This window comes from Streptomyces sp. NPDC002958 (assembly GCF_055563255.1).
The window spans coordinates 270,109-285,117 of sequence record NZ_JBVHDS010000001.1; the positions used below are offsets into that span (position 1 = coordinate 270,109).

15 protein-coding genes are annotated in these 15,009 nt (G+C 70.0%); 4 read left to right on the plus strand and 11 right to left on the minus strand.

Translation table 11 applies throughout. The annotated features are described in order from the left end of the window. Nucleotides 1–45: 45 nt before the first annotated feature. Nucleotides 46–648: a Uma2 family endonuclease gene (locus tag ACZ3IC_RS01355; protein WP_467412079.1), complete on the minus strand. Its 603-nt coding sequence runs from the start codon at nucleotides 646–648 to the stop codon at nucleotides 46–48. 215 nt (nucleotides 649–863) lie between these two features. On the opposite strand from ACZ3IC_RS01355, the gene ACZ3IC_RS01360 reads away from it, so the two are divergent. After that, nucleotides 864–1,163, plus strand: a complete 300-nt coding sequence (locus ACZ3IC_RS01360; RefSeq protein ID WP_467411425.1) for a helix-turn-helix domain-containing protein — start codon at nucleotides 864–866, stop codon at nucleotides 1,161–1,163. Nucleotides 1,164–1,271: 108 nt separating this feature from the next. Here ACZ3IC_RS01360 and ACZ3IC_RS01365 read toward each other — a convergent pair whose 3' ends face one another. Both ACZ3IC_RS01365 and ACZ3IC_RS01370 read right to left on the minus strand, forming a co-directional pair. Further along, nucleotides 1,272–1,958 (minus strand): TetR family transcriptional regulator, encoded by a 687-nt coding sequence (locus tag ACZ3IC_RS01365; protein WP_467411427.1) that lies wholly within the window; start codon nucleotides 1,956–1,958, stop codon nucleotides 1,272–1,274. Continuing rightward, nucleotides 1,955–2,956: an acyl-CoA desaturase gene (locus tag ACZ3IC_RS01370; RefSeq protein WP_467411429.1), complete on the minus strand. Its 1,002-nt coding sequence runs from the start codon at nucleotides 2,954–2,956 to the stop codon at nucleotides 1,955–1,957. The genes ACZ3IC_RS01365 and ACZ3IC_RS01370 overlap by 4 nt, the downstream gene beginning before the upstream one ends. A gap of 339 nt (nucleotides 2,957–3,295) precedes the next feature. Between ACZ3IC_RS01370 and ppc the strand changes: the two genes are divergently transcribed. After that, nucleotides 3,296–6,025, plus strand: a complete 2,730-nt coding sequence (gene ppc / locus ACZ3IC_RS01375; protein ID WP_467411431.1) for a phosphoenolpyruvate carboxylase — start codon at nucleotides 3,296–3,298, stop codon at nucleotides 6,023–6,025. Nucleotides 6,026–6,111: 86 nt separating this feature from the next. Here the strand turns inward: ppc and ACZ3IC_RS01380 are convergent, their stop codons facing one another. From ACZ3IC_RS01380 to ACZ3IC_RS01405, 6 genes are all read right to left on the minus strand, one after another. Then, on the minus strand, nucleotides 6,112–6,582 hold the full coding sequence (locus ACZ3IC_RS01380; protein ID WP_467411433.1) for a hypothetical protein: 471 nt from the start codon (nucleotides 6,580–6,582) through the stop codon (nucleotides 6,112–6,114). A 75-nt stretch (nucleotides 6,583–6,657) separates the two neighbouring features. After that, on the minus strand, nucleotides 6,658–7,251 hold the full coding sequence (pth, locus tag ACZ3IC_RS01385; protein ID WP_114244947.1) for an aminoacyl-tRNA hydrolase: 594 nt from the start codon (nucleotides 7,249–7,251) through the stop codon (nucleotides 6,658–6,660). Nucleotides 7,252–7,367: 116 nt separating this feature from the next. Next, the gene (locus tag ACZ3IC_RS01390) at nucleotides 7,368–7,952 is read right to left on the minus strand and encodes a 50S ribosomal protein L25/general stress protein Ctc (RefSeq protein ID WP_467411435.1); all 585 of its coding nucleotides are present in this window, start codon (nucleotides 7,950–7,952) and stop codon (nucleotides 7,368–7,370) included. Nucleotides 7,953–8,145: 193 nt separating this feature from the next. After that, nucleotides 8,146–9,120, minus strand: coding sequence for a ribose-phosphate diphosphokinase (locus ACZ3IC_RS01395; RefSeq protein ID WP_467411437.1), 975 nt, complete (start codon nucleotides 9,118–9,120; stop codon nucleotides 8,146–8,148). A 120-nt stretch (nucleotides 9,121–9,240) separates the two neighbouring features. After that, nucleotides 9,241–10,689: a bifunctional UDP-N-acetylglucosamine diphosphorylase/glucosamine-1-phosphate N-acetyltransferase GlmU gene (glmU, locus tag ACZ3IC_RS01400; RefSeq protein ID WP_467411439.1), complete on the minus strand. Its 1,449-nt coding sequence runs from the start codon at nucleotides 10,687–10,689 to the stop codon at nucleotides 9,241–9,243. A gap of 209 nt (nucleotides 10,690–10,898) precedes the next feature. Beyond that, the gene (locus ACZ3IC_RS01405; RefSeq protein WP_467411441.1) at nucleotides 10,899–11,042 is read right to left on the minus strand and encodes a hypothetical protein; all 144 of its coding nucleotides are present in this window, start codon (nucleotides 11,040–11,042) and stop codon (nucleotides 10,899–10,901) included. A gap of 154 nt (nucleotides 11,043–11,196) precedes the next feature. On the opposite strand from ACZ3IC_RS01405, the gene ACZ3IC_RS01410 reads away from it, so the two are divergent. Continuing rightward, entirely contained in the window at nucleotides 11,197–12,510 is a 1,314-nt protein-coding gene (locus tag ACZ3IC_RS01410; protein WP_467411442.1) for a sensor histidine kinase, read from the plus strand. A 146-nt stretch (nucleotides 12,511–12,656) separates the two neighbouring features. Here ACZ3IC_RS01410 and ACZ3IC_RS01415 read toward each other — a convergent pair whose 3' ends face one another. Beyond that, the gene (locus tag ACZ3IC_RS01415; protein ID WP_467411443.1) at nucleotides 12,657–13,190 is read right to left on the minus strand and encodes an SUKH-3 domain-containing protein; all 534 of its coding nucleotides are present in this window, start codon (nucleotides 13,188–13,190) and stop codon (nucleotides 12,657–12,659) included. A gap of 10 nt (nucleotides 13,191–13,200) precedes the next feature. Continuing rightward, complete coding sequence (locus tag ACZ3IC_RS01420) at nucleotides 13,201–13,725, minus strand: YwqJ-related putative deaminase (protein ID WP_467411445.1); 525 nt, start codon at nucleotides 13,723–13,725, stop codon at nucleotides 13,201–13,203. A 302-nt stretch (nucleotides 13,726–14,027) separates the two neighbouring features. On the opposite strand from ACZ3IC_RS01420, the gene ACZ3IC_RS01425 reads away from it, so the two are divergent. Then, a complete protein-coding gene (locus ACZ3IC_RS01425) occupies nucleotides 14,028–15,005 on the plus strand; it encodes an SMI1/KNR4 family protein (protein ID WP_467411447.1) in 978 nt (325 codons plus the stop codon). Nucleotides 15,006–15,009 lie beyond the last annotated feature (4 nt).

Below are 15,009 nucleotides of genomic sequence, written 5' to 3' on the forward strand. Positions count from 1 at the left end.
TTCGCACGGTGCGGCCGGTCGGGCAGAGCCGTCTGTGCCCGGCGGTCAGAGCTGATTGAGCGCGTCCCGCGTGATGTCGATGTCGATCGGGAACGGGACGCCCGTCTTGAGGCGGTCGTGGTGGATTCCGGTCAGGGCGTACGTCTTGGACACCGGGTCCAGCTCGTAGACCCGCACCACCGGGTGCCGGTCGGTGCCGGCCATCTCGACCAGCCAGAAGTTCGGGATACCGGCTGCGGCGTACTTCTGCGGTTTGGCGTCGCGGTCGCGGGCCTCGGAGTCGGGGGAGACGACCTCGACGGCGAGAAGGACGTCCTCGGCCTGGAAACGGGTCTGCTCAAGATCGGTGGCGGCGTCGGCGCGGACGACGGACACGTCGGGTTCGGGGCCGTTGCGCCGGTCCAGTACTACGGTCATCTCGCGCTCGGCCTTCAGGTTGCCCGGGATTGTGCCGCGCAGGCCGTTCATCAGCAGGTCGATCATCTTGGCGTGGAAACGCCGCTGTGGACTCACAAAAACCAGGCTCCCGTCGATCAGCTCCGTGTGCGGCGGGAGATCGGGCAAGGTGAACAGGTCGTCCACCGTGTATCCGTCCTGGGGCGGCACCGGCCAGCGGCTGCTGTGCCCGGCGATCGGCTCGGCGGTCATGATTCCTCCCATGGACGGGATTCTGGGCCTGCTCCCTCACGGTAGCGGTCGGAATCGAGCCGCGTCATCACAAGGAGTGACGCTGGGCCGGTGTCGACCTCGGCCCGGACGAGGAGACCGCCGCCCGCGCGCCGCTGCCCCCAGCGGGAGGCCGGCGCGTCGACGATCAGCAGCCTGCGTTCGCCTTCGATCCGTGGAGATCCAGCATTCTGCTGGTGGCGGGAGACAAACGCGGTCGTTGGAATGAGTGGTACGAGGAAGCGATCCCGCTGGCTGAGCAGCAGGAGCTTTTGGCCGAGGTTCTCGGGTACCGGCTGGCTGAGATCCGACGGGCGCGTGGCCTCACACAGGAGCAGGTCGCCGAGAGGATGGAGGTCACCAAGGGGCGTGTTTCCCAGATCGAACAGGGCAAGATCTCCGGACAGGAAGTACTCGCCCGGTACGCCGCAGCCCTTGGCGGGCAGCTGCATCAGGCGATCTACTTCGACAACGGTGACATCGCCGCCATTGCGTGAGCCCTCGCGGCCGCGATCATCTCGGCCTTGAAGGTCCCACTGAGCTCCGGTTGCCCCGTTCGAACTGATCCGGCCGACCGCTCGGGCCGACCCATGCGCGCCGACCCCTCAGCTCTTGCGGTGCCCCATCAGCCGCGGCTTCGACTCCAGGTTCTCCAGACCGTGCCAGGCCAGGTTCACCAGATGGGCCGCGACCTCCGCCTTCTCCGGCTTGCGGGCGTTGACCCACCACTGGCCGGTCAGGGCGACCATGCCGACCAGTGCCTGCGCGTACAGCGGGGCCAGCTTCGGGTTGAAGCCGCGGGCCTTGAACTCCAGGCCCAGGATGTCCTCCACCTGGGTGGCGATGTCGCTGATGAGGGAGGCGAAGGTGCCCGTCGACTGGGCGACGGGGGAGTCGCGGACCAGGATGCGGAAGCCGTCCGTGTACGTCTCGATGTAGTCGAGCAGGGCGAACGCGGCCTGTTCGAGGAGTTCGCGGGGGTGGCCCGCGGTCAGGGCGCCGGTGACCATGTCGAGGAGCTGACGCATCTCGCGGTCGACCACGACGGCGTACAGGCCTTCCTTGCCGCCGAAGTGCTCATAGACGACCGGTTTGGAGACGCCCGCGCGGGATGCGATCTCCTCGACCGAGGTGCCCTCGAACCCCTTGTCGGCGAAGAGGGTGCGGCCGATGTCCAACAGCTGCTCGCGGCGTTCCTTGCCGGTCATCCTCACCCGGCGGGTGCGCCGGGTGGAGGAGGGACGGGTTTTCTCGCTGCTGGTTCTGGAGTCGGTCGCCACATCGTCAATCATGCCGCGTCGGCGCGCGCGGGGTCGCGCCGGGAGCCGATACGGCGGGAATCGATCCGGGCGGAGTCCGGCCAGCGGACGTCGGCCGCCCAGCCCAGTTTCTCGAACCAGCGGATCAGCCGGGCGCTGGAATCGATCTGGCCCTTCAGCACGCCGTGGCGCGCGCTCGTCGGGTCCGCGTGGTGCAGGTTGTGCCAGGACTCGCCGCAGGACAGGACCGCGAGCCACCACACGTTGCCGGACCGGTCACGGGACTTGAAGGGGCGCTTGCCCACCGCGTGGCAGATCGAGTTGATCGACCAGGTGACGTGGTGCAACAGGGCCACCCGCACCAGAGAGCCCCAGAAGAAGGCGGTCGCAGCGCCCCACCACGACATCGTCACCAGGCCGCCGACCAGCGGGGGCAGCGCCAGGGAAGCGATCGTGAAGGTGGGGAAGTGGCGGGAGATCCCGCGGATCGCCGGGTCCTTGATCAGGTCGGGGGCGTACTTCTGCTGCGAAGTCTGCTCCTCGTCGAACATCCAGCCGATGTGCGCCCACCACAGGCCCTTCATCAGGGCGGGGAAGGTCTCGCCGAAACGCCACGGCGAGTGCGGGTCCCCCTCCCCGTCGGAGAAGCGGTGGTGCTTGCGGTGGTCGGCCACCCAGCGCACCAGCGGGCCCTCCACGGCCAGCGAACCCGCCACGGCCAGGGCGATGCGGAGCGGGCGCTTCGCCTTGAAGGAGCCATGGGTGAAGTAGCGGTGGAAGCCGATGGTGATGCCGTGGCAGCCGATGAAGTACATCGCCACGAGCAGACCCACGTCGAGCCAGCTCACGCCACGGCCCCAGGCCAGCGGCACCGCGGCGACCAGTGCCACGAACGGCACCACGATGAACAGCAGAAGCGCGATCTGCTCGATCGACCGTTTGTTGTCCCCGCCGAGCGTGGCGGGGGGAAGGTCCTGACCGTCGGCCGCCGCCGACTGGGCGTCGTCGATCACGGCGGGGCTGGTGTGCATGGGGAGTCCCCCGGGGATGAGGAGTACGACGGACAGCTCTGGTTACGCACCCGTAACCTACGGCTACGTAAGTATGGCAGCGCCGGAGGCTCGCAGCACGGGAGCGCGACGGGCCCCATCAAGGGGAAACCCGATCGGGGCGCGAGCGACGCCGACGGAGTGGACACCTATCCTGGTGGGGTCGGACAGCGCGGTCCGCACTCTGCATCCCGGGGTGGCATCAGCACCGCTGTCATCGTCGGGCCCCGGAGATCCCGTTTCCGCCCGTCTCCCACCGCCACCCTTGTTGGGAGTCGCTACGCGACGCACCTCCTCATTCACTGCAAGGAGCCGCACACTGTGAGCAGTGCCGACCAGACCCCCGCCGCCAGCCCCGAGCTGCGCGCCGACATCCGCCGCCTCGGTGATCTGCTGGGCGAGACCCTCGTACGCCAGGAGGGCCAGGAGCTCCTCGACCTCGTCGAGCGGGTCCGCGCCCTGACCCGCACCGACGGCGAGGCCGCCGCCGAGCTTCTGGGTGACACGGACCTGGAGACCGCCGCGCAGCTCGTGCGCGCCTTCTCCACCTACTTCCACCTCGCCAACGTCACCGAGCAGGTCCACCGCGCCCACGAGATGCGTGACCGGCGCGCCGCCGAGGGCGGACTCCTTGCCCGTACCGCCGACCGGCTGAAGGACGCGGACCCGGTCCACCTGCGCGAGACCGTCAAGAACCTCAACGTACGGCCCGTCTTCACCGCGCACCCGACCGAGGCCGCGCGGCGCTCCGTGCTGAACAAGCTCCGCCGCATCGCCGAGCTGCTGGAGACGCCCGTCATCGATGCCGACCGGCGCCGCCAGGATCTGCGGCTCGCCGAGAACATCGACCTCATCTGGCAGACCGACGAACTGCGCGTGGTCCGGCCCGAGCCGGCCGACGAGGCCCGCAACGCCATCTACTACCTCGACGAGCTGCACGCCAATGCTGTCGGGGACGTACTCGAAGACCTGGCGGCCGAGCTGGAGCGGGTCGGCGTCGAGCTGCCCGCGGGCACCCGCCCCCTCACCTTCGGTACCTGGATCGGCGGCGACCGCGACGGCAACCCCAACGTGACACCCGACGTCACCCGGGAAGTGCTGATCCTCCAGCACGAGCACGGCATCACCGACGCGCTGGAGCTCGTCGACCACCTGCGCGCACAGCTCTCCAACTCCATCCGCTACACCGGCGCCACCGACGAGCTGCTGACCTCCCTCCAGGCCGACCTGGAGCGCCTCCCCGAGATCAGCCCGCGCTACAAGCGGCTGAACGCCGAGGAGCCCTACCGCCTCAAGGCCACCTGCATCCGGCAGAAGCTCCTCAACACCCGCGAGCGCCTCGCCGGCGGCATCCCGCACCGCCCCGGCTGCGACTACCTCGGCACCGCCGAACTCATCGCCGACCTGGAGCTCATCCAGACCTCGCTGCGCGAGCACCGCGGCGGCCTGTTCGCCGACGGGCGGATGGACCGCACGATCCGTACGCTCGCCGCGTTCGGACTGCAGCTCGCCACCATGGACGTACGCGAGCACGCGGACGCCCACCACCACGCCCTCGGCCAGCTCTTCGACCGGCTCGGCGAGGAGTCCTGGCGCTACGCCGACATGCCGCGCGACTACCGGCAGAAGCTGCTCGCCAAGGAGCTGCGCTCGCGCCGCCCGCTCGCCCCGACCCCGGCCCCGCTGGACGCCGCGGGCGAGAAGACCCTCGGCGTCTTCCACACCATCAAGGAAGCCTTCGAGCGGTTCGGCCCCGAGGTCATCGAGTCCTACATCATCTCGATGTGCCAGGGCGCCGACGACGTCTTCGCCGCCGCCGTCCTGGCCCGTGAGGCCGGCCTGATCGATCTGCACGGCGGCTGGGCCAAGATCGGCATCGTGCCGCTCCTGGAGACCACCGACGAGCTGCGCGCCGCCGACGTCATCCTCGACGAGATGCTCGCCGACCCGTCGTACCGCCGTCTCGTCTCGCTGCGCGGCGATGTGCAGGAGGTCATGCTCGGGTACTCCGACTCCTCCAAGTTCGGCGGCATCACCACCTCGCAGTGGGAGATCCACCGGGCGCAGCGCCGGCTGCGTGACGTGGCGCACCGCTACGGCGTACGGCTGCGGCTCTTCCACGGCCGCGGCGGCACCGTCGGCCGCGGCGGCGGCCCCTCGCACGACGCGATCCTCGCGCAGCCGTGGGGCACCCTCGAAGGCGAGATCAAGGTGACCGAGCAGGGCGAGGTCATCTCCGACAAGTACCTCATCCCGGCGCTCGCCCGGGAGAACCTGGAGCTGACCGTCGCGGCCACCCTCCAGGCCTCCGCGCTGCACACCGCGCCCCGCCAGTCCGACGAGGCCCTGGCCCGCTGGGACGCGGCGATGGACACCGTCTCCGACGCCGCGCACGCCGCGTACCGCAGGCTCGTCGAGGACCCGGACCTGCCCGCGTACTTCTTCGCCTCCACCCCGGTAGACCAGCTCGCCGAGCTGCATCTGGGGTCGCGTCCGTCGCGGCGCCCGGACTCCGGCGCCGGACTGGACGGGCTGCGGGCCATCCCGTGGGTCTTCGGCTGGACCCAGTCACGGCAGATCGTGCCCGGCTGGTACGGCGTCGGCTCCGGGCTCAAGGCGCTGCGCGAGGCCGGTCTGGACACCGTTCTGGACGAGATGCACGAGCAGTGGCACTTCTTCCGGAACTTCATCTCGAACGTGGAGATGACGCTCGCCAAGACCGATCTGCGGATCGCCCGCCACTATGTCGACACGCTCGTCCCGGACGAGCTGAAGCATGTCTTCGCGGACATCGAGGCCGAGCACGCGCTCACCGTTCAGGAGGTTCTGAGGGTCACCGGCGGCTCCGAACTGCTCGGCACCAGCCCGGTGCTCCAGCAGACCTTCGCCATCCGGGACGCCTACCTGGACCCGATCTCCTATCTCCAGGTCTCGCTGCTGGCCCGTCAGCGCGAGGCGGCGGCACGCGGCGAGGAAGCGGACCCGCTGCTCGCCAGGGCCCTGCTGCTCACCGTGAACGGTGTCGCCGCGGGTCTGCGCAACACCGGCTGAGAGCCGGTCGGAGGTCACCCGACAGGCTCTGAGCCCGGAGGTCACCCGACAGGCTCTGAGCCGTCCGGGCGCGGGTGCGGCCCTGCTCAGAGGGCGAAGAACGTCGCCACCAGCAGGGTCCCGCCCGCGATCCCGGTGCCCCAGGCGATCCGGGACAGCCGCAGACCACCGCCGATGACCAGGGCGGCCAGCACCAGCGAACCGCCCAGCGGCACCCAGGCATGCAGGAAGCCGGCAGTCCCGGTGCGTACGACATCGTCCGTGCCGGGCTTCACGACGACGGGGAAGCGGTCGCCCCTCCGCGCCGCGACGGACCTCTCGATCGTCACCCGGGAGCGCGGGGCAGCCTGTTCGGACGGTGCGAACGGTCCGGTGCAGACATCGGCTCCGCAGCCTGTGACGGTCATCGTGCCGTGTTCGCGGCCCTTGGCCAGAACGATGTGGTGCGCCGAGTCCCAGGAGGACTGCACGCCCGCGACGAGCAGCAGCAGGACGACACAGCCCATGGCGGCGTTGCGGGCGTGGACCAGGGCGCGGTGGGAGGAGCTCCGCTTCATGTGGAGCGATCCTTGGGCAGAGCAGCGCTCTTGGTCAACTTGTGGCCGGAACTCGCCGGGGTACTGGCCAGAATGTCAGGAGTTGTACGCGCTCTGCGCGCGTTCCAGACCCTCCGCGAGCAGGCACTCCACCGAGTCGGCGGCCCGGTCCACGAGGTAGGCGAGCTCCTTGCGCTCGGTGGACGAGAAGTCCTTCAGTACGAAGTCCGCGACCTGCATCCGGCCCGGCGGCCGGCCGATCCCGAACCGGACCCGGTGGTAGTCGGCGCCCATCGACTTGGTCATCGACTTGAGCCCGTTGTGCCCGTTGTCGCCGCCGCCCAGCTTCAGCCGCAGCGTCCCGTAGTCGATGTCCAGCTCGTCGTGGATCGCCACGATGTGGTCGGTCGGCACCTTGTAGAAGTCGCGCAGCGCGGTGACGGGACCGCCGGAGAGGTTCATGTACGACATGGGCTTGGCCAGGATCACCCGGCGGTTCTCCGGTCCGGGCGGACCCATGCGGCCCTCGACGACCTGAGCCTGGGCCTTCTGCGCCCGCTTGAACTTCCCGCCGATCCGCTCGGCGAGGAGGTCGGCGACCATGAAACCGACGTTGTGCCGGTTCGCCGCGTACTCGGGACCGGGGTTGCCGAGGCCCACGATGAGCCAGGGTTCGGTGGCGTCGGACATCTGCGCTCGGTCTCCTCGCGTACGGATGGTTCCGGATGGCCGGGTTACAGGGAAACGGGGCGGCGGGCCCTGGATGAGGAACCGCCGCCCCGTCAGTGAAGCAGGGAGGGCGAGGCTCAGCCCTCGGCGCCCTCGGCCTCGGCCTCGGCGGTCGGCTCCTCGGCCTGCGCGGAGACGACCTGGAGCACGACGGCGTCCTCGTCGCCGGCCAGCACGGCGCCCTTGGGCAGCGGGATGTCCTTGGCGAGGATGGAGTCGCCGGCGTCCAGGCCCGCGATGGAGACCGTGACGGACTCGGGGATGTGGGTGGCCTCGGCCTCGACGAGCAGGGTGTTCTGCACGTACTCGAGCAGGTTGCCGCCCGGGGCCAGGTCGCCCTCGACGTGCACGGCGATCTCGACGTTGACCTTCTCGCCGCGCTTGACGGTCAGCAGGTCGACGTGCTCGATGTTGCCCTTGAGGGCGTTGCGCTGCACGGCCTTGGGGATGACCAGGGCGTCCTTGCCGTCGATCTCCAGACCGATCAGGACGTTGGCGGTCTTGAGCGCCATCATCAGGTCGTGGCCCGGCAGGGTGATGTGAACCGGCTCGGCACCGTGGCCGTAGACGACCGCGGGAACCAGGTTGGCGCGGCGGGTGCGGCGGGCGGCGCCCTTGCCGAACTCGGTACGGACCTGGACGGCGAGCTTGACCTCAGCCATGACTGCACTCCTCGTATGGTGACGAAATCTGGACGGTCACCCGGCCCACGACAGGCCTGCTACGAAGAGCGCGTCGATAACGGACCGCCGTACATGAGTACGGCCTCCCTCGCCGAGCAACTCAGTGAGTCTACCCGGCGGGGAGGCCGCACCCAAAGTGGATCTTCCGAGCCGTGCTGCCTACCGCTCTTTTCTACTGCTCTTCGAAGAGGCTGGTGACCGAGCCGTCCTCGAAGACCTCACGCACCGCGCGGGCGATCGTCGGGGCGATCGAGAGCACTGTGATCTTGTCGAGCTCCAGCTCGCCCGGGGTCGGCAGGGTGTCCGTGAAGACGAACTCACTGACCTTGGAGTTCTTCAGACGGTCCGCGGCCGGACCGGAGAGCACACCGTGCGTGGCCGTCACTATGACGTCCTCCGCGCCGTGCGCGAACAGCGCGTCGGCGGCGGCGCAGATGGTGCCGCCGGTGTCGATCATGTCGTCGACCAGGACACAGACTCGGCCGTTGACGTTGCCGACGACCTCGTGGACGGTCACCTGGTTGGCGACGTCCTTGTCACGGCGCTTGTGGACGATCGCCAGCGGGGCGTCCAGGCGGTCGCACCAGCGGTCGGCGACGCGCACGCGGCCGGCGTCCGGGGAGACGATCGTCAGCTTCGAGCGGTCGACCTTGGCGCCGACGTAGTCGGCGAGTATCGGCAGCGCGAAGAGGTGGTCGACCGGGCCGTCGAAGAAGCCCTGGATCTGGTCGGTGTGCAGGTCGACGGTGAGGATGCGGTCGGCACCCGCCGCCTTCATCAGGTCGGCGATCAGGCGGGCCGAGATCGGCTCGCGGCCACGGTGCTTCTTGTCCTGGCGGGCGTAGCCGTAGAACGGCACGATCACCGTGATGGAACGGGCCGAGGCGCGCTTCAGCGCGTCCAGCATGATGAGCTGCTCCATGATCCACTTGTTGATCGGAGCGGTGTGGCTCTGGATCAGGAAGCAGTCGGCGCCGCGGGCGGACTCCTGGAAGCGGACGTAGATCTCACCGTTGGCGAAATCGAAGGCCTTCGTCGGCACGAGGCCGACACCCAGTTGGTGCGCAACCTCCTCGGCCAGCTCGGGGTGGGCGCGGCCGGAGAAGAGCATCAGTTTCTTCTCGCCGGTCGTCTTGATCCCGGTCACAGCACAGTCTCCTCAGACGTGTTCCTGGCGCTGCACGCATGTGTCCCGATGTGCAACGAGCCAGCCGAAATGGGGTGAGCATCTATCACGGTACGCCGTGTGTGGCGCGCCTGTTTCCGGTCAGCTTTCGCCATGGTGCTCCGGGGCGGCGGCCTGAGCGGCCTGCGCGGCGGCGCTCCCCGGACGCTTGCGCGCCACCCAGCCTTCGATATTCCTTTGCTGGCCGCGGGCGACGGCCAGCGAGCCGGGCGGTACATCCTTGGTGATGACCGAGCCGGCCGCGGTGTAGACGCCGTCCCCGACCGTGACAGGCGCCACAAACATATTGTCCGATCCGGTACGGCAGTGGGAGCCGATCGTGGTGTGGTGCTTGGCCACACCGTCGTAGTTCACGAAGACGCTGGCGGCACCGATGTTGGTGTGATCGCCGATCGTCGCGTCGCCGACGTAGCTCAGGTGCGGGACCTTGGTGCCCTCGCCGATCGTGGCGTTCTTCATCTCCACGTACGTACCGGCCTTGGCCTTCGGCCCGAGCTTGGTGCCCGGCCGCAGATAGGCGTACGGGCCGACTGTCGCGCCCTCACCGACCTCGGCCCGGTCCGCGACCGTGTTGTCCACGCGTGCGCCCGCGCGCACGACGGTGTCCGTGAGCCGGGAGTTGGGGCCGACCTCGGCGTCCTCGGCGAGATGCGTGGTGCCGAGCAGCTGGGTGCCCGGGTGCACGATCGCGTCCCGCTCGTAGGTGACGGTCGCGTCGATCAGCGTGGACGCCGGGTCCACGACGGTCACACCGGCCAGCATGGCCCGCTCCAGCAGCCGCTGGTTCAGCAGACGCCGGGCCTCGGCCAGCTGGACCCGGTTGTTGATGCCGAGGATCTCGCGGTGGTCGCCGGCGACCGAGGCGCCGACCCGGTGTCCGGCCTCGCGCAGGATGGAGAGCACATCGGTGAGGTATTCCTCACCCTGGCTGTTGTCGGTACGGACCTTGCCGAGGGCGTCCGTGAGCAGTCGGCCGTCGAAGGCGAAGACCCCGGAGTTGATCTCCCGGATCGCGCGCTGGGCGTCGGTGGCGTCCTTGTGCTCGACGATCTCGGTGACCGCACCGTCGGCCGGGTCGCGGACGATCCGGCCGTAGCCGGTGGAGTCCGGGACCTCGGCGGTCAGCACCGTGACGGCGTTCGATTCGGCCGTGTGGGTGGCGGCGAGCGCGGTGAGCGTTTCGCCGGAGAGCAGCGGGGTGTCGCCGCAGACGACGATCACGGTGCCCTCGACGGTCCCGCCGAGCTCGTCGAGACCGACGCGCACGGCGTTTCCGGTGCCCCTCTGCTGCGCCTGGTAGGCGGTCCGCAGCCGGTCGTCGACGGCGGCGAGGTGCGCGGTGACCTGCTCGCTCTCGTGGCCCACGACCACGACGAGATGCTCTGGGTCCAGTTCGCGGGAGGCGGCGACGACATGTCCGACGAGCGAGCGCCCGGAGATCTCGTGCAGAACCTTGGGTGTCTTCGACTTCATGCGGGTGCCCTCACCCGCTGCGAGGACGACGACGGCTGCCGGGCGTTCGGAGCTCACGGAAATGCCCTTCGGCTTCGGGTGGTGGACACCCGAAGGATACCGGGGGGGTATGGGGCGGACATGCGTGCGGGCCCCGACCTGTGAGGTCGGGGCCCGCGGACGAAAGCTCCCCCATCAGGATTTGAACCTGAACAGACGGTACCAAAAACCGTAGTGCTGCCTGATTACACCATGGGGGACAGAACCAGACCGAACCGGACATCGCGTCAGGTTGCTGGGCCAGCACCCAACACTATGCCGTACCAAGCGCCTTCTACGCGACGGTAGAAGCCGACGCTCTTGGTGACGTAGATGATCACACAGCCGTGGTACGCCCCGGTAGTGTCCTTGCGGATGGCGATCTCCGTCATGTGCCGAGCGTCGTCCGGAAGGCGAACGTCCGGTGCGAGAGTCCGCTCGATCCACCATTTCACGTGGTGGCGATCATTCCGACTCCGTTCGAACGCGCCACGTGCTGTCCAGGTCGCCCGAAAATGAGGTGCGCCCGCCCGTAGGCTGGACGGCATGACCGCAACGGGGGCATATCGGGAAGCCGCGGGTACGACCACCCGCGGCTACTGGTGGTGGGAACGGCGGCGCAGTGTCGCCCTGGATGTGGGGCTCGCGCTCCTGTCGGCGCTGGAATGCGCACTGGAAGGAGTGGCGTTCGCCGGGGACACCGGGCTGCCGGTGCCGGTCGGCGTGGTGTTCGGGCTGCTCGCGGGGGCCGTACTGCTGGTGCGGCGGCGCTGGCCGATCGCCGTGGTGCTGGTGGCGATCGCGATGACGCCCGCCGAGATGGGCTTCCTGATGGGCCTGATCGGCCTCTACACGCTGGCTGCCTCCGACGTGCCGCGGAGAATCACCGCGGTGCTGACGGGGATGTCCTTCATAGGGATGTTCATCGTCACGCACGTACGGCTGCGGCAGAGCGTCTCCCAGCAGGCCGACTTCGGGCCCGGTGACTGGTACGTACCGCTGATGTCGCTGTTCATGTCGCTCGGGCTCACCGCACCGCCCGTGCTGTTCGGTCTCTACATAGGGGCCCGGCGGCGGCTGATGGAGAGCCTGCGGGAGCGGGCGGACTCGCTGGAGCGGGAGCTGTCGCTGCTCGCCGACCGGGCCGAGGAGCGGGCCGAGTGGGCGCGCACGGAGGAGCGCACCAGGATCGCCCGCGAGATGCACGACGTGGTCGCCCACCGGGTCAGCCTGATGGTCGTGCACGCCGCCGCGCTCCAGGCCGTCGCGCCGAAGGACCCGGCGAAGGCGGTACGGAACGCCGCCCTGGTCGGCGACATGGGCCGCCAGGCGCTGACCGAGCTCCGCGAGATGCTCGGGGTGCTGCGGAGCGGGGAGCCCACCGCGCCCCGGTCCGCCGACGTGCCGCTCGCCTCGGTCGGCCAGGCCGCTGCGGCCGCGGCCGCGGCCGCCACGGAGGACGGGCCCCGGCTGTACGAGGTGGAGGCCCTGGTCGGGGAGTCCAGGGCGGCCGGCATGACCGTGGAGCTCTCGGTGGACGGCGAGGCCCGCCCGTACGCCCCCGAGGTCGAGCAGACCGCGTACCGGGTGGTGCAGGAAGCCCTGACGAACGTGCACAAGCACGCGGCGGGCGCGAAGACGTGGGTGCGGCTTGCGCACCGGGGCTCGGAAGTCGCGATGCAGGTGGAGAACGGCCCGACGGACGCCGCCGCGGCGGACGCGGGACTGCCGAGCGGGGGCAACGGGCTGGTCGGCATGCGGGAGCGGGTGCTGGGGCTCGGCGGCGTCTTCGTCTCCGGGCCGACGGATGCGGGGGGCTTCCGGGTGTCGGCGGTGCTGCCGGACCGGGGGGCGGCCTGACTTTGCGGGCCGGGCCCGCGAAGTTCGCCGGCCCTCTGGGTAACGGTTCCGGACAAATCTGGACAATGGTTTGGGGCAAAGCGGTCACCGGGGCGACTCCGGTGCCTTCGCCCCTCAAAGCCTGTCGGAGGTCACCCGACAGGCTCTCAGCCGGACGTCAGCCGCTCCGGCTGGATGCCGCCGATCAGCGTCGCCAACGCCTGGTCGATGTCCGGGCCGAGGTACCAGTCCCCGGTGTGATCGATGCTGTACACCCGCCCCGCCGTGTCGATGGCGAGGACCGCCTGCCCGTCCCCCTCCTCGCCCAGCGGGCTGACCTCGGTCTCCAGAGCCCGGCCGAGGTCACCGAGCGTGCGGGCGAGATGCAGCCCGCTCATCGGGTCGATGCGCACCCGGGCCGGTGCGATCTGCCGGCCCGGCGCGGACGCCGTGATGTGCAGCCCGCCGAACTCCGCCCACGCCTCCACGGCCGCCGGGAAGACCGCGTGCTGATGACCGGCGGGCGACGCGTGCGAGCGCAGCGCGTCGGCCCACTCCTCGGCCTGCCGTATGTCCCAGCGGCCGGGCTGCCAGCCCGCGGCACGCAGGGTGGCGTCGACGGCGACGGGGAAGCGGGTCGTGGCATGGCGGTCGCGGTCCGCGGGGCCCGCCTGTTCGGGTAGGTCGGTTCGGTCGTGCATCGGCGCGCGGTCAGCCCTTCTCGGCGGTGGTCGCCGTTCCGGCGGTCGTGAGGTCGACGGGACGTACGCCGAAATGGGCGAGCATCGCCGTACAGGAGCGGCACGGCGGCGCGTAACTGCCGTGCATCGGGTCGCCGTCCTCACGGATGCGCCGTGTGGTGAGCCGGGAGTGCTTCAGGGCGCGGCGGGCCTCGCTGTTGGTCAGCGGCTTGCGCTGGGCCCGCTTGGAACGGCCGGCCTCCGCCGCGGTGAGCTGCCGGGAGAGCAGTATCGCCTCGGGGCAGCGGCCGGTGAAGCGTTCGCGCTGGCCGCTGGTGAGGGTGTCGAGGAAGTCCTGGACCAGTGGGTGCAGTACGGGCGGCTGGTCGCCCTTGCCCGCCGTGCAGGTGAGCGTCTCACCGCGCACGGACAGCGCCGCGGCCACCGCGGGCAGGATGCCGTCGCGGCGGTGGTGCAGCCGGGGTGCGCGGCTGGTCCCGGTGCTGCTCCAGTTGAGGCGCGGATCCCCGGGTGTGACTGTTTGTGCGGTGTGCATGGTGCTTTCCCTCCCGTGCCCGCAGCGGTAGCTGCGCGGTGTGCACGCCCCCGAGTTGCGGTGACAGCCTGCCAAATGTCCCGGCTGGTGGGGAAGCTGGGGCGGTGAAACGTGGCTCCGTGTCGCCCGGCCGTGGCAGGAGCGTCGCTCTTCCGTCACGCCGTTGTGACGGTTCGTGACGGAAGAGAAGAGGGGTGGCGCAGGGGCGAGACCCGCTCTTGTGCCACCGCATAGGCTGTGCCCGGACCGCCCCCTTGGGCAGGTCGGTCCTCACCAGTCAGACGCAGCAGGGGGCAACCGCCATGACGACAGGTCGGCTCGGGCAGCAAGCCGCGCCACCGAACGCGGCCTACGCCGGGCAACTCGTGCATTTCCCGGACCCGGTCCGGGCGTCCCGCCACCCCAGAGGTGTGCGCATGGACGAGAACGGCAGCCCGGACTTCGCGCCGTACGCGCGTGCCGCCGCCGAGATCGCCGAGCCCCCGCAGGGCTTCGGCGTCGATGAGTTGCGGCTCACCGACTACGTCTCGGCCAACGCGGCCCTGGCGGCGAGCGGCCACGAACTGTGGGACACGATTCCCGCGGTCGCCACACCGCACGGCTGGACCTGGCACCACGTCTGCGGCGGGCGGCGCATGGAGCTGATCCCGGTCGAGGTCAAGGCGCTGCTCAGGCACCACGGCGGCCTCGCCGCCACCGCGGTCGACCAGAACAAGCGCGGCACCCGCCCGCTGCAGGAGGCCCGGCCCGCGCACTTCCGGCTGCCCAAGGGCGCCGTGGCGGTGAGCGAGCAGCAGGTTCTGGGCATCGAGGAGGACCTCGGCTACCGGCTGCCCGGCGCCTATCGTTCCTTCCTCAAGGCGGCGGGCGGCTCGGCCCCGGTCGGCACGGCGCTCGACGCGGAGCTGGGTCTCCTGGTCGACCAGCCGTTCTTCACGGTGCGCGAGGAGGCCGCCGTGAACGACCTGGTGTACGTCAACAAGTGCCTGCGGGACCACCTCACCAAGGACTACCTGGGCGTCGGCTTCGTCCAGGGCGGCATCCTCGCGGTGAAGGTGAAGGGCAACGATGTCGGCTCGGTCTGGTTCTGCGCGTACGACGACGCCCGGGACCAGGACGGCTGGAACGTGCAGGAGCGGGTGGACCGGCTGCTGCTGCCGTGCGGCGGCGACTTCGACGCCTTCCTGCAGCGTCTGGCGGGCAATGCGCCGGAGCTGGAGACCGTGGCGAACCTGATGGTGGACGGCGGCTTCGCGCGGGCCGTCCCGGTGGAGGGGTGAGCGC